The following is a 22,865-nucleotide window of genomic DNA, read 5'->3' on the forward strand; positions in this document are numbered from 1 at the left end:
TGCGAATCAGGCTCAAAAGGCTCCTTGAATATGTTCAATTTGAGTCGTTGCTCCGTCCAAGTATATTTCGACGGCAATGACATCAAAGCGAACGGAATTCTCATATTTTTGGAAGCGGTGCAAGTAAAATTGCGCCGTTTCTTTCACTTTCATTTGCTTACGGGTATCAACGGATTCTTTGGCAGTTCCAAAGCGGCCGGTAGAACGTCGTGTTCTGACCTCAATAAACACAATCGTACCTGCTTGCTCTGCAATGATATCCAGTTCTCCCGTACGACAGCGCCAGTTCCGCTCCAGGATCCGATAATCCTTGCTGCTCAAAAATGCCTCCGCTGCATCTTCGCCAAGCTTGCCAAGCTGCTTCCTGTTATCTTTCCCTTGTTCCTTCATTATCTGTCCCTCTGGGTTCGCATTCGGTTATCCGATCGATAGATAAAGCTTAGCACTTCAGCCACCAACTGATAGAGCTCAGGAGGAATTTCCTGATCCAGGTCCAGCTTGGATAATACTTCAACTAATGAGGAATCTTCTTGAACAGGAATACCGTTATCCTTGGCTTTTTGTAAGATAGCTTCCGCCACATGACCTTTACCTTTGGCAATCAGGGTTGGAGCCTTCTGCGCTTCAGGGGAGTAGCGAAGCGCTACGGCTTTCTTGATCGGCGTAGGTTCTGGTGTTCCCGCTGGATTCTTTTGCCTGGTCATGCCCGAAAATCCACCCCCTTGTACGTTTTGGGGAGGTAGAGCGAGCGAAGGTCTGCTCGACCATCTGTAACACCCTTCACTTTCCCCTCATCCTCGTTGCTTGCAGGCTGTGGATAGGGGGAACATTTCAACGAAATGAACTGATACCCCGCTTTGTTCATCGCCGATGTTATTTCTTCCTTGGACTCCTCCATCATAGGAGCTAAGGCTGGATGATCATTATGGATCGTCAATGAGACGATCTTATTAACAACTTGTACGTCCACTAAGGTATTCCCCATGACTTTCATTTGTAGATCGAATAACAAGCGACAGTTGCTTGCATCTACTTCACCGCGTTTGCCTTTGCGGGATTGAATATGAACGGCTGCAGATTGCTGACCTGTTCCATCCATAAATGGAACAAATAAGGTCATATGCGCAAACATGGCGGTTTTGTCACCAGTCAACATCAGTTGTTGACCCGTGATTTGCCCGACTGCTTGCTGCGCCGCCTCTCTGAGCGGCGCTGGCGTATCATCCGAAGCCGTGAGCTGCAAAAGCAAGCTCTTCAGTGTCTCAGCAGCTGCAGGCTTGGCCGTATCGTCCTGCTGAGAAGTCATGGTGATCAGGTTCGACAGCTGATCGTCCTTAGGGAGCCGGCCGCGCTGCATGACCTCTCCGCGCTCCTCCAGCTTCGCTGCCAGATGAGCCTCATGCTCCACGCCGACGGCTTTGAGCATCCTGCTGATCCAGTTAGGCTCTGGATCAGCCTCGGGCTCCGGAGGCGCACTGCTGCGCGCCTCTTGCGATTCCGCCGCCTTCTGCTTCGCAGGCGGCTCTTGCACAGGCGAACCCGCCACCGGCGGTTCGCCTTCAGGCGCAGGCACAGCGCTTCGCGCCTGTGCCTCCGGCATGGCCGCCCTCGCGGTGCGGGCGGCCTGCGGTTCCGCCGCCGGCTGCGCCGTTGCGGCGGGCGGGGCTGTTACGGCAGCGGCCGCAGGCGCGCTGCCGACACGCGGCGGCGGCTCTGCGGGAGCCGCCGTGCCGCTGGCGCCAGCCTGCGCAGCAGCTGGCGGAGCCGCGGCCGCGGCCGGCACCTCCGGCGGCCGCGCGGGCCACGCAGCTGCGGCGGAAGCCCGCAGCTCTCTAAGCAGCGCGACGACCTGCTTCGCAGTGTCAGCTGCGGGATGCTCCGGCTCCTGCTCAAGCAATTTCGCAGCCTGCTGCTCCACCTGCTCCAGCACCCTCCCTACTGGAGGGCCAGAAGTAACCTGTCTTAAGGCCCCAACTGTTTCTTGTGTAAGGGGCAAACCCTTTTTGTGGGCTAGTACAGCAGCTTGCGCCCATTCTTCCTTATTCACACCCTCAGGTAGGTTACTCATCAAAGTTTCAAAAGCTTTTACCGTTTCCTTGGATACAGGAACGCCTTCCTGCTGCATCAGCTGAACCATTTGCCGATTGCCTGCCGTATCCTTAACCGAGAAGGCTTTAAGGAGATCACCGAGAGAATCTTCTGTAATCTGTACATCCGATGCTGTCAACGGCTTCATCATAATTTGTCCGCCGCTTGATTCCGGTTGAACCTGCAGGTAAGTCACATCTCCTTGCTTAAGAGGAGTTTCCAGTTTGGCTCTGACTTGTACGCCACCTATATTAAGTAATGCTTCTTGATCGCTAAGCAGTTGAAGAACGACACCTTTCACTACTTGTCCTACTTTTAGTTCAAGCACCTTGCTATCCGAAGCGGTTAAATCACCCACCAAGCTGCGAATTAATCCACTTATGTTCATCCCGTTCACCTCAAGTCTTTCTATTGCTTATGTATATTATCGGCTGCTTCTCGGCATTTCTGAATAAGATGAAGTCAGATAAAGTCCAGTTCCAATTGTTCAGACTGCGGCTGCGTTTCTTTCTCTTCCAGCTGCGCCATCACTTTGCGTATAAATAATTTACGGTGGAGCGCCGTCGGACCATAGCGCAATAGCATCTCTCTATGGTGCTTTGTAGCATAACCCTTATGTACCGCGAGTCCGTATTTGGGATATTGTTCATCCCAATCAGCGCACATTCGATCTCTCGTCACCTTGGCGATAATCGATGCTGCTGCAATGGATTGACTTAATGCATCTCCATGTATAATAGCCGTTTGTGGAATTTCCAAATCTACCTTCTCTGCGTCCACAAGTAGATAATCTGGAACTTGGCTTAACTGCTCGACAGCCTGCTTCATGGCTAATCTAGCTGCTTGTTTAATATTCATCGCTTCTATTTTATCTACATCAACAATGCCAACTCCTACAGCTAGAGCTTCACTCATAATTTGTTCATAGAGGGCATCCCGTTTTTTCTCGGAGAGTTTCTTGGAGTCATTTACCCCTTCCAACACATACCCTTGTGGAAGAATGACAGCTGCCGCAACGACATCCCCGAATAAACATCCTCTTCCTACCTCATCAATCCCGGCAACAAGGCTGAATCCTTGCTCCCATACTTCTTTTTCATACTCCAGCAATGGCTTTCGCCCCTTTCCATCTCATCATTATAAGGGATTGCCGCTTCGCCAAGCTATACCAATTTTTTTCAACAAAAAAGCCACTTCCGACCCGCCTTAACAGCTCGGTCCGAAAGTGGCTACTTATGTTTCCTGTATTACTGAGGCTTTTCCAAGGAAATACGCCCCATTTTACCTGCTCGAAGATCACGGATGATAATTAAGGAAGCTTTATCCAAATCCACTTTACCACCGCTCACAATGGCTCCGCGCTTCCGACCGATTGCCTCCATCACCTTAACCACTTCGTGCACATTCTCCATATCCTCCGGAAGGTCGGTTACTCCGAATCGCTCTTGAAGAGCTGCACCATAATGTTCAACCATATAGCGAACAACAAAAAGCGCAATTTCATCTAAGTGCAACAATTCTTCTTTAATCGCACCAGTCGCTGCAAGACGCTGACCAACCAATTGATCCTCGAATTTCGGCCATAAAATACCCGGCGTATCCAGCAAGTCCATTTCCGTTCCGACTTTAATCCACTGTTGCCCTTTGGTAACACCCGGTTTATCGCCGGTTGCTGCGATTTTTTTACCCGCCAACTGATTGATAAGCGTTGATTTCCCAACGTTCGGAATGCCGACAATGAGCGCCCTTACAGCACGAGGATTAATCCCTTTGCTAAGTTGACGTTCAATCTTATGTGCCCACAGCTGTTTCACACGGGGTAAAATTTCTTTGGTCGCCGTTCCAGTGGCTGCATCAATTGGCAAAGCAGGCAGTCCTTGTTCTGCAAAATATTTCACCCACTGCGCTGTCACCTGGGGATCCGCCAAATCGTTTTTATTCAAAAGGACCAAACGGGGTTTGCCCTTCAAAATTTCATCCACCATCGGGTTCCGGCTGGAGAGCGGTACGCGGGCATCCAAGAGCTCAATGACGACATCAATCAGCTTTAGCTTATCTTCAATCTGCCTTCGAGCTTTGGTCATGTGACCGGGAAACCATTGAATGGTCATTCTATTTCACCTCAAAAATGTATAAAACTAATTTTGTTCAGCGGCCAGAAAATAACTTCCGCACGTCCAACGATTTTTTCGAATGGAACGAAGCCCACACTTTTAGCACGGCTATCTTTCGAGTTCGGACGATTATCCCCCATTGCAAACAGCTCCCCATCCGGCACTTTTGTTTCCGGGAAATCTGACAATGTGTTATAAGCATGTCCTTCTTTATTTGCTTGTTCGATAGCTTCCTTAATGAATGGCTGATCGATTTCTTGGCCATTAATAAACACTTTATCGCCTGTTACTTTAACGGTTTCGCCTGGGAGTGCAATTACACGCTTAATGTAATCTTTCCCCTCCGGCGCATGGAAAACGATCACTTCTCCCCGTTTCGGTGCGCGAATATCATAGACAATTTTATTGACAATGAGTCGCTCGCCGGTAGAAAAATTCGGACGCATGGAATCACCATCGACGATGAAAGGTGAGAACAGGAACCAGCGAATAATAATAACGAGCACTCCCGCGATTACCAATGCTTTAATCCATTCCCAAGTTTCGCTTTTTGCTGTTTTTACAGGTTTTGCTGCTACAGCTTCCGCAGTCGTAACTGAGCTTACTCTAGGCTGATCTTGCTCATTCTGTTCCATCACTGATTGCCTCTTTTCCAGTTTTGGTTTTATGTATATAGTTTGCCCTGTAAAAATGAAAAGGAGACTTGCCTAAACAAGCCCCCCGTTTTCTTATCGAATTTCTTTGATTCTTGCTGCTTTACCACGAAGACCACGCAGATAATAAAGTTTCGCACGACGAACTTTACCACGGCGAGCCACTTCAATCTTCTCAATCTTCGGAGAATGGAATGGGAAAGTTCTTTCCACACCCACACCGTAAGAAATTTTACGAACTGTAAACGTTTCGCTGATTCCACCGCCGTGGCGTTTAATAACAACACCTTCGAACAGCTGAATACGCTCACGTGTACCCTCGATAACTTTTACGTGTACTTTAAGTGTGTCTCCTGGACGGAAATTAGGAATATCCGTACGGAGTTGCTCTTTCGTAATCTCTTGAATAAGATTCATAGTTGACTCCCTCCTTCCACACAGGTGTTCATTCCGCTTATCTACATAGTATGTCTTAGCTGTTATGCGTAGAGGACCACCAGACTCGAACTGTTGAAAAATTCACAACAGAATATATATTATCATAGACAGAAAAGAAATTCAATAGAGAAGTTTTTGGGGGCTACTTCATTTGTTTTTCTCTTGCCATTCCATGATCCAAACCTTTTCTTCTTTGGTCAGCTCTCTACCTTCAAGCAAATCAGGACGGCGCTCAAGAGTGCGAAGGATGGATTCCTTACGGCGCCAACGCTTTACGTTCTCATGATGTCCTGATAAAAGCATTTCGGGTACTTCCCACTCTCTGAACTTCGCCGGCCTTGTATAGTGCGGGTACTCCAGCAGGCCTGTGGAGAACGAATCGGTCACCGCTGACATCTCATTGCCCAGCACACCAGGCAACAGCCTCACTACGCTGTCTATAACGACCATAGCAGGCAATTCTCCGCCAGTTAATACATAATCACCTATGGACAGCTCATCGGTCACCAGATACTGCCTAATGCGTTCATCGTAGCCCTCATAGTGACCGCAAATAAATACAAGATGCTCTTCGCTTGAGAGCTCTTCAGCAATTTTCTGCGAAAACGGCTTACCCTGCGGACACATGAGAATAACGCGCGGCTGAGTAGGTACTTCCTCTGCCTCTTGATGTTTGGGCAAAGCTTCAACTGCGGCAAAGATCGGCTCTGGCTTTAGGACCATTCCACCGCCGCCACCGTAGGGATAATCATCTACCGTATTGTGTTTGTTATTGGAGTACTCACGAAAATTCACGGTATTTAGACTAACAATTCCCTTGTCACGAGCTTTCCCCAAAATGCTCGACGAAAATACCCCGTCAAACATTTCCGGAAACAAGGTCAATACATCGATTCTCATTCCATTAGTCCTTCCATCAAATGAATCCGGATTGTTTTGGCAGCAACATCCACATCCAGGATCACATCATCGATCACAGGAAGCAGCAGCTGTTTGCCTTTTGGCAAGTCCACAACCCAAACGTCATTTGCGCCAGGCGTCAACACCTCAGAAACTAGCCCTAATTCTTGGCCTTCTTCCGTTATGACTTTGCAGCCAATAATTTCGTGGTAATAGTATTCTCCCTCTTCCAAGGGCTGTTGATTCTTAGCTTCGATTTTTAGCAATGAACCTTTGAATTTCTCAACCTCATTAATATTGCTGAACTGCGCAAATTGGACGATAAAAACATTTTTATGTAAGCGGGAGGTTTGAACCGTCACCGGCGTTTGCTTATTTTGAGGGTCAACAATAATCAATGCATTTCCTTTGTCAAAGCGTTCTGGAAAATCCGTTTCCGGCACTATTTTCAATTCCCCACGAATCCCGTGGGTATTTGCGATTTTACCAACAGTTATGAGTTTCTCGGTCATTTGCGCTTGCCCAACCTCCACTATAATTTACCTTCAAGACCATATAAGAAAAAGGTTAGGAACTGAATCCTAACCTGGTTTCTTATGAAACGATTTCAACGGCTACCCGCTTCGTTTCTTTCACTGCTGCTGACGTGACGACTGTGCGGAGCGATTTCGCAATCTTGCCCTGCTTCCCGATCACTTTACCGACATCGTCGGGGTGAACAGACAGCCTGTACTCAATTTTGTCATCCTTCTCCACGACAGCGACTCGTACTTCTTCCGGATGATCTACAAGAGCCTTAGCAATAACGGTGATAAGATCCTTCATGAACCCACCCTCCGAAAGTTAACAGATTACTTCTGTAATTTCAGCTCGTGAAACTTAGTCATCAAACCTGCTTTGGAGAACAGGCTGCGAACTGTATCGGACGGTTGAGCGCCAGTTTGAAGCCATTTCAGCGCTTTTTCCTCATCAAGGTTTACAGCTGCTGGTTCTGCAATCGGGTTATAAGTTCCGATTTCTTCGATAAAACGACCATCACGCGGGGAACGGGAATCCGAAACCACCACACGGTAGAAAGGAGCTTTATGAGCGCCTACACGTTTAAGACGAATACGTACTGCCATGAAAAATCACCTCCTACTTAGAATAAAAAACATTATTTAAAAGGGAAATTTAAATCCCTTGCCTAACTTCTTCATGCCTTTGGCGCCCTTCGGCCCCATCATGCCTGAAAATTGCTTCATCATTTTGCGCATATCATCGAACTGCTTAATGAAACGGTTGACCTCTTGTACCGAGTTCCCGCTTCCTAGTGCAATCCGCTTGCGGCGGTTTGCATTTAGCAGTTCAGGCTTGCGTTTCTCTTCCTTGGTCATCGACTTCACAATCGCTTCAACACGCGCCATCTGTTTGTCGTCGACTTTCATATCTTTCATGCCTTTGATCTTGTTCGCGCCTGGCAGCATCTCCAGGATCTGATCAAGCGGCCCCATCTTCTTCACTTGCTCCATTTGATCAAGGAAATCCTCGAAAGTGAATTCGGCGTTGCGCATTTTGCGCTCCATTTCTTTCGCCTTGTCCATATCGATACCAGCTTGCGCTTTCTCAATCAAAGTAAGCATATCGCCCATGCCAAGAATTCTTGATGCCATACGATCCGGGAAAAATGGTTCTAACGCGTCCATCTTTTCGCCGCTTGCTACGAATTTAATCGGGCAACCTGTAACCGCCTTGACAGATAAAGCTGCGCCACCGCGGGTATCGCCATCCAACTTGGTAAGTACGACACCTGTCAGTTCCAACTGCTGATGGAAACTCTCCGCGACATTAACAGCATCCTGACCCGTCATCGCATCAACAACTAGCAAGATTTCATCAGGATCAACGACGGAACGAACATTTTTCAGCTCATCCATCAAGTGCTCATCAATATGCAGACGACCCGCAGTATCAATGATCACATAATCATTGCCATTATCTTTGGCGTGTTGCAGACCAGCTTTTGCAATTTCAACAGGATTTACTTGATCTCCTAGTGAAAATACAGGAACTTTTAACTGATCGCCGAGTACTTCCAACTGCTTGATTGCCGCAGGACGATAAATGTCACACGCAACCAACAGCGGTCTATGGTTCTGCTTAAGGAGCATCTTAGCCAGTTTACCTGACGTCGTTGTTTTACCTGCCCCTTGCAAGCCTGCCATCATAATGACAGTCGGCGGTCGATTGGATCGAGCCAGCTTGCTTTGTGTGCCACCCATCAATGCCGTGAGCTCTTTGTTAACAATATCGATAACGACCATGCCCGGTGTAAAGGACTTCAGCACTTCTTGTCCGATAGCTTGTTCCTTCACCTTAGCAATAAAGTCTTTCACCACTTTAAAGTTAACGTCCGCTTCAAGCAGAGCGAGTCTGACCTCGCGAAGCGCTTCGCCTACATCTTCTTCCGTCAGCTTACCTTTGCTTCTCAGCTTGCCGAATACGTTCTGTAATCGGTTTGCTAATCCTTCAAATGCCATGCGCTTCACCTCCTGCTTACACTTTTTAATCGATCCCTATTATTGTATCAAAAAGCTCCGCTGTTTTCCTCTTTAGCTCAGGTTCACAACCATCCAGCATGTGATCCAGCTCTGTGCGCAGCTTCATGCGTTGTTCATGCTTATGTAACAGATGCAGTTTAGCTTCATATTCCTGTAAAGTTAACTCTGCTCGTTTTATATGTTCATATACCGCTTGACGGCTTATTTCGAAATTCTCGGCAATCTCTCCAAGTGAGTAATCATCATGAAAATACAATTGAAGGAAAGTTCTCTGCTTCTCGGTTAAAAGTGGTTCATAGAAATCAAATAACAGATTAATGCGATTGGTTTTCGCAAGCATTTGATCGACAGTCATGAACCCACCTCCGTAAAGGTTGCACCCTTGACACCAGCACAACAGAACCTATCATACTGAATTCCAAGATGAATGTCAAGCGTTTTACCTTGTCAGTTCGCAAACAAAAAAACCCCCTCTAACCGACTGCCGGCAGAGGAGAATTTTTTACGACTATTCTTCTTTTTGCTCGCCGATCCATTTGCCAAATAAAGCATGCACGAACTGCTCGGAATCGAATGGCTGAAGATCATCCATTTTTTCACCGAGACCGACAAACTTCACAGGCAGCGACAATTCCTGACGGATCGCCACCACGATACCACCCTTGGCCGTCCCGTCAAGCTTGGAGAGCACTAGTCCGGTCAGCCCGGTTTTGTCACCGAACAGCTTAGCCTGGCTCAGCGCATTTTGGCCTGTTGTCGCATCAAGCACAAGAATGACCTCATGAGGAGCATCCGGTACTTCACGCTGGATAACGCGGTAAATTTTGTTCAGCTCTTCCATCAGGTTCACTTTATTCTGCAGGCGTCCTGCCGTGTCGCAGAGCAAAATATCCACGCCGCGGGTTTTGGCTGCTTGCACAGCATCATACATAACCGCAGCAGGGTCAGCTCCGGATTGCTGCTTAATGACGTCAACGCCGACACGCTGCCCCCAAGTCTCCAACTGTTCAATCGCTCCGGCACGGAACGTATCACCGGCAGCCATGAGCACTTTTTTCCCTTGGGATTTAAACATGTGCGCCATTTTACCAATCGTTGTCGTCTTCCCTACACCATTGACTCCTACGAACAAAATGATCGATAAACCGTTAGGATTTAAATTCAAACCTGCATCCGCGTCACCTTTCAGCAGTTCGATCAGTTTTTCCGAAAGAATAGGCTGCAGTTCTGCGGGATCTTCAATCTTGCGTTTTTTCACTTCAGTACGAAGCTGATCAATGAGCTTAAGAACCGTATTTACACCTACGTCTGCGCCAATCAGAATTTCTTCCAGCTCTTCATAGAAATCTTCATCAATCTTCTTACGGCGGCTAAATAAGTCATCGACACGCTCAACGAACACATCTCTCGTTTTGGTTAGTCCCTCTTTGAACTTATTCGTTACCGCTTCGGCCTTGCTCGAAATGCTCTCTTTTAACCGTTTAAAAAAACTCATAGTTCCTCCCAAGAATAAACAACTTCTCGTCCCAATGGGGCGAGCGTATTTGTCGAAATAAAAACTCTTTAAGAAGCTGACATTTCCGCTTCCTCATCTTCCAATCGAACAGAAACGAGCTTGGAAACGCCGCCCTCTTGCATAGTTACACCGTACAGCACATCAGCCTCTTCCATCGTCCCTTTGCGGTGCGTAACGACGATAAATTGCGTCATTTCCGAGAACTCGCGCAAATATTCCGCAAAACGGGATACGTTTGCTTCGTCCAAGGCAGCTTCTACTTCATCCAATACGCAGAAAGGAACCGGCTTGACCCGAATGATCGAGAACAACAGCGCAATTGCCGTAAGCGCGCGTTCTCCCCCTGATAAGAGTTGAAGATTTTGCAGCTTTTTGCCTGGCGGCTGGGCGACGATCTCAATTCCCGTATCCAGCATATTTTCTGGCTCCGACAGGATCAAATCTGCGCGTCCTCCACCGAACAATTTGGAGAAAACAACGCCAAAATGCGAACGAATGGCATCAAAAGTCGTCTTAAAGCGCTTGGACATCTCCTGATCCATCTCGCGAATGACCTGATAAAGCGTAGTTTTGGCTTCGATCAAATCATTTTTCTGCGCACTCAAAAACTCATAACGCTCAGAGATCCTCGCATATTCCTCGATCGCGCCGAGATTGACATCGCCAAGCGAAGTAATTTCGCGTTTGATCTCACGCACTTTGCTCTGCGTACCCTGGATATCTTCCGGAACCGGATAACGTTCTTTGGCTAGCTCATAGCTAAGCTCGTATTCTTCGCCAAGCTTTTTCAGCAAATTTTCCAGTTCAACATCCAGACGAGTTACACGCACTTCGGTTTGATGCAAGCTTTCTTCAACCTGCTTTAACTGTACGCGCTGTGCACGCGTTTCATTCTCTTCCTGCTCAAGCTTCTGCAGCCATTCGGTCCGCTCAGCACGTTTGAAATCAATACTCTCTGTGCACTGCTGCTTCTTCAGTTTGAGATCATTAAGTAATTCTACTTGAAGGACCGTTTCCTGTTCAAGTGCGCTCATATCCTGCTCCAGCTGCTGCAGAAGCCCTCGGTTCATCTCCATCTCTCGATCGGACTCGCTAAGATCCTGCTGCAACCGCCGCTGTTGATCCTGAAGAGACTGCTTCTCTTGGGAAATGGAAGCCACCTTCACCTTAAGATCCGTCAGCTGCCCTTGCAGCTCTTCTTTCTCGGATTCGCTGGCTTTTCGCGAATTTTCTGCATCACGAATTGCTTGCTGTAAGGAAGCTTCTTCTTCCTGCAGCTCCGCAAGCGCCGCTTCGGACTCTGTTTTCCTGCGTCCAAGATCAGCTTGCTCTTCAAGCAATGCCCCCCTGTCTTGGCTATCCAGGGAAAGCTGCTCCTCCACCGTGCGGTTTTCCGCTTCCAACGGATTTAATTCCGCTCGGATTTGCTGCTCTTCGATACGCTTTTGCTCTCCTAATTGGCGAAGCTGCTCCACAGCCATCATCTCATCCGTAATTTCACGCTTCATGACACTGGTTTGACCGCGCAAACCACTAAGCTGCTGTTCCGAATGTTTGATTTCATTATCCAGCTCTTCGATCTGACGCTGACGACCTAGCAGATTTGTCGACTTCTTCTGCAAACTCCCCCCCGTCATCGATCCTCCGGGATTGACCACATCGCCTTCTAGGGTCACAACCCGATAACGATATTGTGCTTTTGCAGCAATATGATTCGCATCTTCTAACGTTTGGGCTACAACCACATTGCCTAGAAGACTAGAAAAAATGTTTTGATAAGTAGAGTCAAACGATACTAGATCTACTGCGATACCAACAAAACCTTTTGCCGATCTGAGAGAGCTGATCTCATTATCCGAAATTGAACGCCCGCGGATAACATTCATTGGCAAGAACGTTGCCCGTCCCATTTGACGTCGCTTCAAGAACGAGATCGCTTCTCGCCCATCCGCTTCGGTTTCGACGACGATATTTTGTAAAGCCCCGCCTAAAGCGGTTTCAATCGCGATCTCCACATCGGCCGGCACTTTCACAAGTTCCGCAACAGCACCGCGAATTCCCCGCAAATCCTTGCGGCTTTTCGCTTTAAGCACCTCTTTAACACCTTGCATAAAGCCGTCGTAATCGTTGGCCATTTCCTTCATGGTGTCGCGGCGTGATGTCAGAGCATCCAACTTCTGTTCCCATTTGCGGACCATGCCCAAGGCATCATCAAGCAAGCCCTGCTTATTTTTCAAGCTTTGCGTCAGCTGGACATACTGCTGTCTAGTGTCTTCGATTTCCTTAACCGTTGTTTCCAGTTTTAACGTTAATTCTTGCTTGCGGACAGTGATTTTCTCGCGCTGCTCGGCCCATTTCTGCCGCTCATCATCAAGCCTTTCCAGCCTGCGCCCGATACTTTCCGTTTGCTGCTCCGCATAACGAATTTCGTTCCGGGCTTGTGCCATCCGGTTTAGCGTCTCTAAGAGTTCACCTTTCAATTGATCTTCCGGCGAAGAGCTAATTCCACCATTAACCCCAAGCAACCGTTGTTCTTCGGCCGTCAGCTTGGCTTGAAATTCAAAGAGCTGCGCGCCGATTTGAATGATTTTCTCACGCTGTTCGCTAATCTCAGCTTCCTTGTCTATTTTGCGCTGTTCCTGCAAGGCAATTGTGCTGCTAAGCTGTTGGTAATTGGCAGCGTAATTTTTTTTGCGCTCTTTGAGTACTTCACCGTGACCCTCGCATTTCTCGAATTCCTCGCTCAGAACAAGCAAACTTTCTTGAAGCTTCTCCAGCTCCTCTTCCAGCCTGCGGGTTTCCCACCGATGCTTCTCCAAATGCGCATCATGCTGATTCACAATGGTTGAAAGCTCTGTCTGCTCCTTCACGAGCTTCTCCAGCTTCTGCGAAGCTTCATTCCACAATAAATAGATTTGATCAATCTGGTGAACATACATGGCAATCTCACTGCTTTTGAGTGTTTCACGCAGCTCCTTGTAGCGAATCGCTTTCTCCGATTGCTCCCGGAGCGGTTCAATTTGATCCTCTAATTCTGAAACCAAATCATGGATCCTGAGCAGATTTTGCTCGGTGTCACTTAGCTTCTTCTCTGCTTCCTTTTTACGCGATTTATATTTAACTATCCCCGAGGCTTCTTCAAAAATACCACGACGATCCTCTGATTTCGTACTAAGAATTTCTTCAATACGTCCTTGTCCAATAATGGAATAGGCTTCTTTCCCGATTCCCGTATCCATGAACAATTCCGTTATATCTTTTAGGCGGCAGGGCTGCTTATTGATTAAATATTCGCTCTCTCCACTCCTATGTACTCGGCGAGTAACCGTTACTTCATTGAAATCGAGCGGAAGCGATTGTGAAGTGTTATCCAATGTCAGTGATACTTCGCCATAATTGACCGCCCGGCGCGCATCACTACCCGCAAAAATAACATCCTCCATTTTACCGCCACGCAAAGACTTCGCGCTTTGTTCCCCCAGTACCCATCGGATACCATCGGAAATATTACTTTTTCCGCTCCCATTCGGACCTACAACCGCGGTGATACCGCGCACAAATTCCAGCTCCGTCCGATCAGCGAAAGACTTAAACCCGGATAATTCAATCCGTTTTAAAAACATGGTCTCACCTCAGAAATTATTGTAACATATCCCTTCTAAAAATAAGAGAAAAAAACAAAAAAGGCAGCCGCAGCTGCCTCTTTATGCTATATGACTTACCGCTGAACGGTCACATTCAATTTCAACAAAGCTTGCGCAGCAGCCTGCTGCTCAGCTTCTTTCTTGGAACGTCCCGCTCCGGTTCCTAGAAGGTCGGCATCCATGTGTACTTCAGCTACAAACTCACGCTCATGCGCAGGTCCCCGCTCATTCACGATCCGGTATTCCAGAGAACCCATTCCATGATGCTGAGTATGCTCTTGCAGCTGAGTCTTGTAATCAATAACGAGCAACTTACCTTCACTGGAGATATTTGCAAATACATATTTCTTCAAAAAACTTTTTACAACATCTATGCCTTGATCCAAATATAAAGCACCAATGAAGGATTCAAAAACGTCGGCAAGAAGAGCCGGGCGGTTACGTCCGCCGGTCAACTCTTCGCCTTTACCAAGTAATACGAATGCGCCAAAATCCAAATCTTCAGCAAACGTAACGAGAGACGGCTCACAAACAATCGATGCTCGCAGCTTCGTCAACTCGCCCTCCGAACGCCCGGGATAAGAATCATATAAAAATTCCGAAACGGTTAATTCTAATACGGCATCTCCTAAAAATTCCAGACGCTCGTTATCTTTATGTCCGGCAATACGATGCTCATTCACATAAGAAGAATGGGTAAAAGCTTGCTTCAGCAGCTCTGATTTTCGAAATGTGATGCCAATCCGCTGCTGCAATTCCTTAACATTGCGGTTCATTGCTTAATTCACCACCCAGAGAGAATGCTATTTCGTTATCTTTCTTCGCAGGCAGGCAAATTATGCTTGGAACCTTTTCATAATAATCGTTGCATTGTGACCGCCAAAACCAAATGAATTGGACATCGCAATATCAACTTTTGCTTGTCGTGCTTGGTTCGGTACGTAATCCAAATCACATTCCGGATCTTGGTTCACCAGATTAATCGTAGGCGCAATCAAACTGTTAGCGATTGTCAGACCACAGATGACAGCTTCAACGCCTCCGGCAGCTCCAAGCAAGTGTCCTGTCATGGACTTTGTAGAACTAACCGCTACTTTGTACGCATGATCGCCAAGTGCTTTCTTGATCGCTGTTGTTTCCGACTTATCACCAACTGGTGTTGATGTTCCGTGAGCATTAATGTAAGTAATCTCATCTGGCGAAATGCCAGCATCCTTGATCGCTTTCACCATACAACGGGCTGCTCCGTCCGGATCCGGATCTGTCATGTGATAGGCGTCGCCGCTCATCCCATAGCCGATTACTTCGGCATAGATGCGTGCCCCACGCTGTTCCGCATGTTCAAGTGACTCCAGAATCAGAACGCCTGATCCTTCGCCCATAACGAAACCGTCACGGTCCGTATCAAACGGGCGGCTTGCCAAATGCGGCTCATCATTGCGAGTGGACATCGCGCGCAGCGCACAGAAACCAGCCACACCAATCGGCGTAATCGTCGCCTCTGCTCCGCCGCAGATCATAACGTCAGCGTCGCCGCGTTGAATCATTTTGAAGGAATCACCAATGGAATGCGTTCCTGTCGCACAAGCTGTCACCGCTGTCGAGTTCGGTCCTTTAGCCCCTGTAACCATCGAGATGTGACCCGAAGCCATATTCGCGATCATCATTGGGATAAAGAACGGAGAAACACGTTTTGGACCTTTTTCCAAAAGGATTCTATGCTGCTCTTCCCACGTATTCAAACCGCCGATTCCAGAGCCAACGGAAACCCCGACGCGTTCTGGATCTGTATCCTCTTTCAGGTTCAAATTCGCGTCCTTCAGAGCATTAAGAGCGCCTGCTACGGCAAACTGTACGAAACGGTCCATCCGGCGAGATTCTTTGCGATCCACATAATCTTCAATATTAAAATCTTTCACTTCTGCTGCAATGCGTGTTGGGTATTCGCTTACATCAAAATTCTCAATCAAGCTGACACCGGACTTGCCGGCCGTCAAATTGCCCCAAAACGTATCTAAATCTTGACCAAGGGCAGTAACTACGCCCATACCTGTAATTACAACTCTTTTCATCTGTACCACCTTCTATGTCGTGAATCTTCATTTTTTAATGGATGAGAATGGAGAGAAGTCCCGTCTTGATTAGAAACGGGACTCTGTAGACTATTACGTATGAGATTTTATGTAATTCGTAACTTCTCCTACTGTCGTAATCTTCTCAGCATCTTCATCTGAAATTTCTAAATCGAACTCATCTTCTAATTCCATCACTAATTCAACTACATCGAGAGAATCAGCACCAAGATCTTCTTTGAAAGATGCTTCGAGGGTGACTTCAGCTTCATCAACCCCTAGACGATCGACTACAATTCGTTTAACACGATCCAATACGTCGGACATCCGGTTCACCTCCTCTTTGGTATTATACGAGAATCTTTGACAGATTGCCAGTAGGCAATTTGGAGATTCTCTTTTTGGCGAATCTTACATGTACATGCCGCCATCCACGTGAAGTGTTTGGCCTGTCATGTAGGATGCATCGTCGGATGCCAGGAAGCGAACAACCTTTGCGATTTCCTCTGGTTGACCAAGGCGCTCCAACGGAATTTGCTTCAACATTTGCTCACGCATCTCGGCCGACAACTTGTCGGTCATATCGGTTTCGATAAAACCTGGCGCCACCGCATTCACGGTAATGCCCCGAGTGGAAAGCTCCTTCGCCGTAGCCTTGGTTAAACCAATCACGCCGGCTTTGGCTGCTACATAGTTAGCCTGACCCGGATTTCCGAGCACGCCGACTACAGAAGATATATTAATTATTCGACCGAATCTTTGCTTCATCATAGGACGAGTAACAGCTTTCACACAGTTAAATACACCCTTCAGATTCGTAGCAATGACTTGATCAAACTCTTCTTCCTTCATTCGCATGATTAGATTGTCTCTTGTGATACCTGCATTATTCACAAGAATATCAATCTTACCAAATTTTTCAATGGTTTGCTTAACTAATTCCTCAGACTCCTGGTAACTGCTTACGTCAGCACGGAGTTTGATGGCTTTGCGCCCCATCGCTTCAATGGCTGCTACTACTTCTTCAGCAGCGGCTTCACTTCCTGCATAATTTACAGCAACATCTGCGCCATGTTCAGCCAAATGCAAAGCAATCGCTCGGCCGATGCCTCGGGATGCCCCGGTTACCAGTGCTACTTTACCCGTTAGCATGTTATTGCACCTCCTGTAAATACTTCTCCAGAGCTTCGAGGCTGCCAATCGAAACGGTTTTGACCGTTTTATCGACCTTTTTGATCAGACCGGCAAGCACCGTTCCTGATCCCAGTTCAATAAAGGTATCAACATCTTCGCTGATCAAGTACGCAATCGTGTCCTCCCATAATACAGGGGAATAGACCTGCTCGACAAGCAAACCGCGGATATCGGCTGGAGACGTAACAGGACGTGCCGTAACGTTGGCCACAACGGGAACGGCTGCCTCGCTCATCTCGATGGATGCGAGCACTTCAGCGAGACGCTCTGAAGCGGGCTTCATCAGTGATGAGTGGAAAGGTCCGCTCACCTCGAGCGGGATGGCCCGCTTCGCACCGGCTTCTTTGCAGCGTTCGACAACCGCTTGCACGCCTTCTTTACTGCCCGAGACGACGATCTGTCCCGGGCAGTTCACATTGGCGAGCTCCACGACGGAGCCGCCGCTTGTGATGGCCTTGCACAGCTCCGCAAGCGCTTCGCGCTCGGCTCCGAGCACGGCCGCCATCGCGCCCAGGCCGCCAGGGACGGCCTGCTCCATGAACTCGCCGCGGGCCCGCACCGTGCGGACCGCGTCTTCAAAAGCGAGCACGCCGGCTGCGACGAGCGCGCTGTATTCACCCAGACTATGTCCAGCGACATAGTCTGGCGTAATGCCCGCAGCCTTAAATGCTTCCAGACAAGCGATGCTTGTTGTCAGTAAGGCAGGCTGCGTGTGGTAAGTGATCTTCAGCTGGTCCTCCGGACCTTGGAAGATCAGATCAGATAAGGAAAAGCCCAGCGCTTCATTTGCGCGGTCATAAAAAGCTTTGGCTGCCGGATGATTCGTGTATAAATCATGGCCCATCCCTACTGACTGTGAGCCTTGGCCAGGAAAAACAAACGCAATTTTACCCATACGAGAATAGGATCCCCTTTGGCAATAGATTTTAAATAAAATAAATGAATTTCATGTATAAAATGAACTGAACTACCACACCAGTGCGGTTGCGCCCCAAGTCAGACCTCCACCGAAACCAACCAGCACAAGACGATCGCCTTCTGTTAATCTGCCTTGCTCTGCAGCTTCTGCAAGCGCTACGGGAATGGAGGCTGCCGACATATTGCCGTATTTATCGAGATTAATCATACATTTATCTGCGGTCATTTCCAGTCGGTTTAATGAAGCTTGAATAATCCTCATGTTTGCTTGATGCGGGACTAGTAAATCAATATCTGATTTGTCCCAGCCTGCTTTGTTCAGAACTTCATCTGCTGCATTCCCCATAATCCGCACAGCGAATTTGAAAACTTCAGCACCAGCCATATAGATGTAATGCATACGTTGATCAATCGATGTTTGTGAAGCAGGATTGCGTGATCCCCCGCCTTCAATTTTCAACAGCGGCCCACCTGTGCCATCGGCACCAAGCTCAAAGGATTTGAATCCTCTTTCTTCAGGCACTTCGCCAATCACAACCGCTCCAGCACCATCACCGAACAGAATGCACGTATTCCGGTCTGTATAATCTGTAATCTTGGATAAACAATCTGCACCAATCACAAGGGCATATTTATAAGTTCCTGTTGCAATAAAGTTAGATGCATTAGCCAGTCCATATACGAAGCCTGAGCATGCCGCAGATAAATCAAATGCCGCAGCCTTTTTGGCCCCCAGCTTCTCTTGCAGGATGCAAGCCGTTGATGGGAATGACATATCCGGCGTAATGGTGGAAACGACAATCAGATCAAGTTGGTCTGCCGTAATGCCGGCATTGGCCAGTGCAATCAACGATGCTTCATAACAAAGATCGGACGTTGCTTGTCCTTCAGCTGCGATCCTTCTTTCACGGATGCCTGTTCTCGTTACGATCCACTCATCGTTCGTCTCAACCATCGTTTCCAATTCTTGATTCGTTAATATGCGATCAGGTACATATTTCCCTGTACCAAGCACCCCAACTGGTATTAGGTTCATGTTGTAATATCTCTCTTCCCATGGCTTATTTCGGCAGATATCGTGCCAACCAAATCATTTTGCAAAGCTATTCTAGCTTGGCGAACCGCATTTTTAATGGCATTTGCATCGGAGGAACCATGGCTCTTCAGAACCAATCCATCTATCCCTAAGAATGGCGCCGCTCCATGCTCGTTATAATCCAACTTTTTGCGGAATTGGGTAAGACCCGGTTTCAAAACAGCTGCTGCCAGCTTGGTAAATATCGATTTCGTAAATTCCTGTTTCAGTGCTGAGAAAATCGCGGATGCCGCACCCTCCAGCGATTTCAGCATAATATTTCCGGCAAACCCGTCACATACGATAACATCGCATTTGGCGCGGAGTACCTGAGACGATTCGACATTTCCTACAAAATGAATAGGCCCTTGTTCCATTAGAGGATATGCCGCTTTGGTTAATTCATTCCCTTTGGCAGCCTCTGTTCCTACGTTCAAAAGGCCTACGCGCGGCTTAGAAACGCCATGCACTTTGGAACGGTAAATGCTGCCCATGATTGCATACTGAAGCAATTGCTCCGGCGTAGCATCCATATTCGCACCCAAGTCGAGGGCAAGCACACCATTGCCATCCATTGTCGGGATCATCGGCGCCAGAGCCGGACGCTCAATGCCCGGGATTCTTCCCACCACGAGCAAGCCCGTCGTCATCAATGCACCTGTATTTCCAGCGGAAATCATAGCTTCCGCTTCTTTCTCCCGTACTAGTTTACCCGCCACAACCATGGAGGCGTCTTTTTTGCGCCGCACTGCTTTCACAGGCTCATCTTCCGCTTCAATGACTTCCTCCGCGTGACGGATACTTATATTTGCCGGTCTCTCTGTGAGATGGGCTTCAATTACAGCGCTATTGCCGACCAAAATGATATGTACGTCTTTCCATTCTTTGGCCGCTGCTAACGCACCCTCCACGACAATCTTCGGGGCATTATCGCCGCCCATGGCATCAATCGCGATCCGCATGCAGCTTGTCCTCCCTCTCTAGATGTTGCTCTTTCTTCGAATGAAAGATCACGAAATTACCTCGGAACACAGCCTCATCGCCAACGTAGGAAGACACTTCAACTCTTGCTTTCCCTTTGGAAACGGAACGCACATAGGCTTTGGCGATACATTTCTCTCCTAGCTTTACAGAACGTATAAACCGGATGTCTGCTGAGGCTGTCAAGGCGATCGGATCGTCGATAACGGCAACGGCGAGGGAGTTTGCTTGTGAGAATATATGATGTCCTCTTGCAATTTTGGTTCTTGAGAAAACATGATCTTCTTTAATTTCAAAAATCGAAATACCGCTTTGGTCAAGCTGTAAATCGATCACTTCACCAATGACTTCATCAATGGACAGTGAACGCACTTGATCGTACGTTTTGACAGCCATGTGTTTCATGCGTTCCCGCAGCTCAGGAATACCTAGTTCCAATCGGTCTAACCGGACGGTTTGGATGCTAACCTGAAACGTTCGCATCAGTTCCTCGTCAGTCATAAAAGGATTCGCTTCAATTGCTTGAAGCAATTGCTGCTGCCTTTGTCGTTTAGGAAGGCGTTCGATGGCTAGCACCACCTTATCTCGTGAGATCTCATCTTATTACCAGATACTAAACTGTAGTATATTAAATTTAGAACCAAAAAGAAAGCAAAAAAAATAGCACCTCACACTAGGATGAAGTACTATGCTTATTCTTATGCTTTTACGATCTCTCTACCTTTGTAAGTTCCGCAAGACTTGCACACACGGTGTGCCAGCTTCAGTTCTCCACATTGTTCACATTTCACCATGCCTGGAACTTCCAATTTAAAGTGAGTACGGCGCTTGTCGCGACGAGTTTTGGACGTTCTCCTTTGAGGTACTGCCATATTCAAAACACCTCCTTCATCGAATTTCGGGCGTTGCCTTATTCTTTGTTAAAAAAGTCCGCGAGACCTGCAAGCCTAGGATCGATTTTCTCCTGCTTACAGCCGCAATCCTTAAGATTGCGATTTTCTCCACACACAGGACAGAGACCTTTGCACGCTTCGTCACAAAGTGGTATGTACGGTAAACCGACCACTACATTTTCTACAACGTACGGCTCTAAATCGACTTTATCTCCAACGACCAAATGAATGTCCTCGTCAAGTTCCGGGTCTTCTTCCTCTGGCTTTTGCATGAAGACTTCCTCAAAAGGAAGTTCGATTGTTTGATTCGTGTGCGTTAAGCATCGTGAACAGCTTAACTCCAAGTCTAGCGTTAACGTTCCGTTAACTTTGGCTACTCCATCTTCATGCGATGCAAGAAGATCGACACGTACAGGACCATAGCGAAGGATATCTTGACGCCCTTCAAAAGGAGCCGTCAAATTCATCTCTTCCGTCATATGGACCGGGTGTCCTTTCAGAGAAAGCTCTCTAAAACGAATCTGCATGTTATATCACCCCAAACAAACAAAGATTATTATATCCAGTTTGATTGCCTTTTGTCAATTATAAATCTATTTACTTGCATTCCAAAGAGCTTACTTGGGAGGCAGCGCCGCTAGATATTTCAGGGCGTCATCCATCGTGCCGATCTCGACAATTTTCATCTTCGTCTTAATTTGATTCGCTCGTTGGACGGCATCGGAATAATTCGTAATTTTGGTCCCGTCTTTGTACGTCACATCTTTGGGAGCAAAGAAGAAATCCGCCTTTTCCCGATCCGCGGCAATAATCTTATGTTGAATGCCTCCGATCGGGCCCACAGTGCCATCTGTTTCAATGGTCCCTGTCCCTGCAATACGATAGCCCTTTGTGATATCCTCTGGAACCAGTTGATTAAAAATCTCTAACGAAAACATCAAACCAGCCGAAGGTCCTCCGATTTCTCCAGCCTTAATCGAGACCTGTTGATCTTCTTGGTCTGCTTTGACTGCTTGCATATCAGCCGGAACGACGCCAATACCAGCACGAGGTTCACCTGTCTCCCCTTGTTGTAGAGGAAGCGCTCCTAGTGCTAGTGTTGCCTGCTGTTGCACCTTATTCCTAGAGTAGGTAACCGTGATGGATTCTCCCGCTTTCTTCCCTTTTAATGCATCAAGTAAATCCTGAGCCACTTTCACATCTTTCTCTCCAGCCTTCAGCAGCACATCACCGGGTTTGAGCACCTTCTCTCCCGATAAACCAGGTAACGTCTGCAATACCATTACGCCCTCATGATTGATGTGAAAAGGAACCTTCGCATGTGTGTACGCTGCTTGAATGGCACTCGCTTGCGAGGTCAACATAACATATTCTTGGCGCTGTGTGTACTCTTGCTCGGACTCACCTTTGCGCAAAACACTCGTTTTGGGCTGAATTTCTTCATATGGGTGTACAAGACCAATTAGATAATTAATCATATTGGCATCGGCTACACGCACTGTCGTAAGCATCAACGTTCCCTTTTCCAAATCAGAGCCTCTTGGTATTGTCACCATCGGTTTAATTTCTTCCGCCGTTCCCGGCATGAAAATAAAGAATGGTAACCGTACAAAAAACAACAAATAAATAATGACAATTCCGACAAGCGCTGAAACTAAATAACGCCTCGTCGACGATCTTCTCGGATATCGATAGGAATCATTAGACCACGTGTGAATTCGATTCTCTTCTTCGTTTTCCATGCAGGTTCCCCTTCCTGATGCCTACTACAAGTCATGACTATCTTCCAATGGACAAGAATGAAAGCTTGGTCTAAACCTCTGTCTTTTCGCGTACAAA

At 47.5% G+C, this 22,865-nt stretch carries 26 protein-coding genes; all 26 read right to left on the reverse strand.

The genetic code is table 11. From position 1 onward, the window contains the following. Positions 1 to 12: 12 nt before the first annotated feature. A complete protein-coding gene (locus RQP52_RS09745; protein WP_315951116.1) occupies positions 13 to 390 on the reverse strand; it encodes a YraN family protein in 378 nt (125 codons plus the stop codon). After that, positions 390 to 704 (reverse strand): EscU/YscU/HrcU family type III secretion system export apparatus switch protein, encoded by a 315-nt coding sequence (locus RQP52_RS09750; RefSeq protein WP_315951117.1) that lies wholly within the window; start codon positions 702 to 704, stop codon positions 390 to 392. The genes RQP52_RS09745 and RQP52_RS09750 overlap by 1 nt, the downstream gene beginning before the upstream one ends. Next, positions 701 to 2,476 carry a hypothetical protein gene (locus RQP52_RS09755; RefSeq protein ID WP_315951118.1) on the reverse strand — a complete coding sequence of 592 codons (1,776 nt, stop codon included), beginning with the start codon at positions 2,474 to 2,476 and terminating at the stop codon, positions 701 to 703. The genes RQP52_RS09750 and RQP52_RS09755 overlap by 4 nt, the downstream gene beginning before the upstream one ends. A gap of 74 nt (positions 2,477 to 2,550) precedes the next feature. Then, positions 2,551 to 3,198 (reverse strand): ribonuclease HII, encoded by a 648-nt coding sequence (locus RQP52_RS09760; RefSeq protein WP_315951120.1) that lies wholly within the window; start codon positions 3,196 to 3,198, stop codon positions 2,551 to 2,553. Between the two features lie 137 nt (positions 3,199 to 3,335). Beyond that, positions 3,336 to 4,199 carry a ribosome biogenesis GTPase YlqF gene (gene ylqF, locus RQP52_RS09765; RefSeq protein ID WP_315951122.1) on the reverse strand — a complete coding sequence of 288 codons (864 nt, stop codon included), beginning with the start codon at positions 4,197 to 4,199 and terminating at the stop codon, positions 3,336 to 3,338. Positions 4,200 to 4,210: 11 nt separating this feature from the next. Further along, positions 4,211 to 4,837, reverse strand: coding sequence for a signal peptidase I (lepB, locus tag RQP52_RS09770; protein WP_379171888.1), 627 nt, complete (start codon positions 4,835 to 4,837; stop codon positions 4,211 to 4,213). A gap of 93 nt (positions 4,838 to 4,930) precedes the next feature. Next, positions 4,931 to 5,272 (reverse strand): 50S ribosomal protein L19, encoded by a 342-nt coding sequence (gene rplS / locus RQP52_RS09775; protein WP_127458434.1) that lies wholly within the window; start codon positions 5,270 to 5,272, stop codon positions 4,931 to 4,933. A 168-nt stretch (positions 5,273 to 5,440) separates the two neighbouring features. Next, entirely contained in the window at positions 5,441 to 6,193 is a 753-nt protein-coding gene (trmD, locus tag RQP52_RS09780; RefSeq protein WP_315951124.1) for a tRNA (guanosine(37)-N1)-methyltransferase TrmD, read from the reverse strand. Then, a complete protein-coding gene (gene rimM / locus RQP52_RS09785; protein ID WP_315951125.1) occupies positions 6,190 to 6,705 on the reverse strand; it encodes a ribosome maturation factor RimM in 516 nt (171 codons plus the stop codon). Before rimM ends, trmD begins: the two co-directional genes overlap by 4 nt. 82 nt (positions 6,706 to 6,787) lie before the next feature. After that, positions 6,788 to 7,018, reverse strand: coding sequence for a KH domain-containing protein (locus tag RQP52_RS09790; protein WP_047672782.1), 231 nt, complete (start codon positions 7,016 to 7,018; stop codon positions 6,788 to 6,790). A 26-nt stretch (positions 7,019 to 7,044) separates the two neighbouring features. Next, positions 7,045 to 7,317 carry a 30S ribosomal protein S16 gene (rpsP, locus tag RQP52_RS09795; protein WP_127458431.1) on the reverse strand — a complete coding sequence of 91 codons (273 nt, stop codon included), beginning with the start codon at positions 7,315 to 7,317 and terminating at the stop codon, positions 7,045 to 7,047. Between the two features lie 36 nt (positions 7,318 to 7,353). Beyond that, entirely contained in the window at positions 7,354 to 8,712 is a 1,359-nt protein-coding gene (gene ffh, locus RQP52_RS09800) for a signal recognition particle protein (protein ID WP_315951129.1), read from the reverse strand. A gap of 25 nt (positions 8,713 to 8,737) precedes the next feature. After that, positions 8,738 to 9,088 carry a putative DNA-binding protein gene (locus RQP52_RS09805; RefSeq protein WP_127458429.1) on the reverse strand — a complete coding sequence of 117 codons (351 nt, stop codon included), beginning with the start codon at positions 9,086 to 9,088 and terminating at the stop codon, positions 8,738 to 8,740. A gap of 153 nt (positions 9,089 to 9,241) precedes the next feature. Further along, positions 9,242 to 10,228 (reverse strand): signal recognition particle-docking protein FtsY, encoded by a 987-nt coding sequence (gene ftsY / locus RQP52_RS09810; protein ID WP_315951132.1) that lies wholly within the window; start codon positions 10,226 to 10,228, stop codon positions 9,242 to 9,244. A gap of 68 nt (positions 10,229 to 10,296) precedes the next feature. Then, a complete protein-coding gene (gene smc, locus RQP52_RS09815; protein ID WP_315951134.1) occupies positions 10,297 to 13,872 on the reverse strand; it encodes a chromosome segregation protein SMC in 3,576 nt (1,191 codons plus the stop codon). Between the two features lie 95 nt (positions 13,873 to 13,967). Beyond that, positions 13,968 to 14,669 carry a ribonuclease III gene (gene rnc, locus RQP52_RS09820; protein ID WP_315951136.1) on the reverse strand — a complete coding sequence of 234 codons (702 nt, stop codon included), beginning with the start codon at positions 14,667 to 14,669 and terminating at the stop codon, positions 13,968 to 13,970. Positions 14,670 to 14,729: 60 nt separating this feature from the next. After that, positions 14,730 to 15,965, reverse strand: coding sequence for a beta-ketoacyl-ACP synthase II (gene fabF / locus RQP52_RS09825; RefSeq protein WP_315951138.1), 1,236 nt, complete (start codon positions 15,963 to 15,965; stop codon positions 14,730 to 14,732). Between the two features lie 93 nt (positions 15,966 to 16,058). Next, on the reverse strand, positions 16,059 to 16,292 hold the full coding sequence (acpP, locus tag RQP52_RS09830; protein ID WP_028558238.1) for an acyl carrier protein: 234 nt from the start codon (positions 16,290 to 16,292) through the stop codon (positions 16,059 to 16,061). A gap of 84 nt (positions 16,293 to 16,376) precedes the next feature. Continuing rightward, positions 16,377 to 17,117, reverse strand: a complete 741-nt coding sequence (gene fabG / locus RQP52_RS09835) for a 3-oxoacyl-[acyl-carrier-protein] reductase (protein ID WP_315951141.1) — start codon at positions 17,115 to 17,117, stop codon at positions 16,377 to 16,379. 1 nt (position 17,118) lies between these two features. Beyond that, a complete protein-coding gene (fabD, locus tag RQP52_RS09840; RefSeq protein WP_315951143.1) occupies positions 17,119 to 18,054 on the reverse strand; it encodes an ACP S-malonyltransferase in 936 nt (311 codons plus the stop codon). Positions 18,055 to 18,126: 72 nt separating this feature from the next. Further along, the gene (locus RQP52_RS09845) at positions 18,127 to 19,113 is read right to left on the reverse strand and encodes a beta-ketoacyl-ACP synthase III (RefSeq protein WP_315951144.1); all 987 of its coding nucleotides are present in this window, start codon (positions 19,111 to 19,113) and stop codon (positions 18,127 to 18,129) included. Further along, the gene (plsX, locus tag RQP52_RS09850) at positions 19,110 to 20,114 is read right to left on the reverse strand and encodes a phosphate acyltransferase PlsX (protein WP_315951146.1); all 1,005 of its coding nucleotides are present in this window, start codon (positions 20,112 to 20,114) and stop codon (positions 19,110 to 19,112) included. The genes RQP52_RS09845 and plsX overlap by 4 nt, the downstream gene beginning before the upstream one ends. Further along, on the reverse strand, positions 20,098 to 20,712 hold the full coding sequence (fapR, locus tag RQP52_RS09855) for a transcription factor FapR (protein WP_164819829.1): 615 nt from the start codon (positions 20,710 to 20,712) through the stop codon (positions 20,098 to 20,100). The genes plsX and fapR overlap by 17 nt, the downstream gene beginning before the upstream one ends. A gap of 119 nt (positions 20,713 to 20,831) precedes the next feature. Beyond that, positions 20,832 to 21,005 carry a 50S ribosomal protein L32 gene (gene rpmF, locus RQP52_RS09860; RefSeq protein ID WP_029195321.1) on the reverse strand — a complete coding sequence of 58 codons (174 nt, stop codon included), beginning with the start codon at positions 21,003 to 21,005 and terminating at the stop codon, positions 20,832 to 20,834. 38 nt (positions 21,006 to 21,043) lie between these two features. Continuing rightward, the gene (locus RQP52_RS09865) at positions 21,044 to 21,553 is read right to left on the reverse strand and encodes a YceD family protein (protein ID WP_315951150.1); all 510 of its coding nucleotides are present in this window, start codon (positions 21,551 to 21,553) and stop codon (positions 21,044 to 21,046) included. A 90-nt stretch (positions 21,554 to 21,643) separates the two neighbouring features. After that, positions 21,644 to 22,768, reverse strand: coding sequence for a SepM family pheromone-processing serine protease (locus RQP52_RS09870; protein WP_315951152.1), 1,125 nt, complete (start codon positions 22,766 to 22,768; stop codon positions 21,644 to 21,646). Positions 22,769 to 22,865 lie beyond the last annotated feature (97 nt).

It is taken from the genome of Paenibacillus violae, assembly GCF_032461945.1.
Lineage (GTDB): Bacteria > Bacillota > Bacilli > Paenibacillales > NBRC-103111 > Paenibacillus_E > Paenibacillus_E violae.